This window comes from Marinimicrobium sp. UBA4209, from assembly GCF_002381585.1.
In the GTDB taxonomy this organism is placed as follows: domain Bacteria; phylum Pseudomonadota; class Gammaproteobacteria; order Pseudomonadales; family Cellvibrionaceae; genus Marinimicrobium; species Marinimicrobium koreense.
In genome coordinates this window covers 4,157-4,624 of record NZ_DFTP01000064.1, presented here as the reverse complement: position 1 = coordinate 4,624, position 468 = coordinate 4,157, and the positions used below count along the sequence as shown (strand labels likewise).

Here is a 468-nt window from a genome sequence, read left to right as displayed (position 1 = left end):
CGGGGTGACTATTAGGGGGCAGGCATAAAAAAAGGCTCCGAAGAGCCTTTTGCAGGGTAGATCAACCGCGTTTATAGGTTATTGTCGTCCGCGCAAGTCGCCACAGCGCTGTGGTCGCAGCCACCGGAGTCGATGTAGCGCTGAGTGGAGTACTCGGCTTCGGGCAGTTTGATCAGGTTCTGGCCATCAGCGGTCAGTGCTTCGACATAATCGATAAAGCCCTGGGCGTATTCGGTGAAGGTATCCTCGTAATCGCCGGCGTCGAAGGGAATCGCAAAGGTATCGTAGCCATCCTGCCCGGAGGCGATAAAGTCATTGGTGACCACGGTGTAGGTGGCCGAGGTATCAATGGCGGTCCAGTCACCGGCTACCTGTGAGTTCACTTCCACGTTGGACACGCGGCTGCCTTTCCCCTGGGATGCATCTACTTCAAAACGCAGGCCGGAGGCGTAGGGGTAGGAGCCGGAG

1 protein-coding gene is annotated in these 468 nt (G+C 57.3%); it reads right to left on the bottom strand.

The features are described from left to right. Positions 1-71: 71 nt before the first annotated feature. On the bottom strand, positions 72-468 hold a 397-nt coding region (locus tag B3187_RS09095; protein ID WP_286805903.1), incomplete at its 5' end, for a 5'-nucleotidase C-terminal domain-containing protein.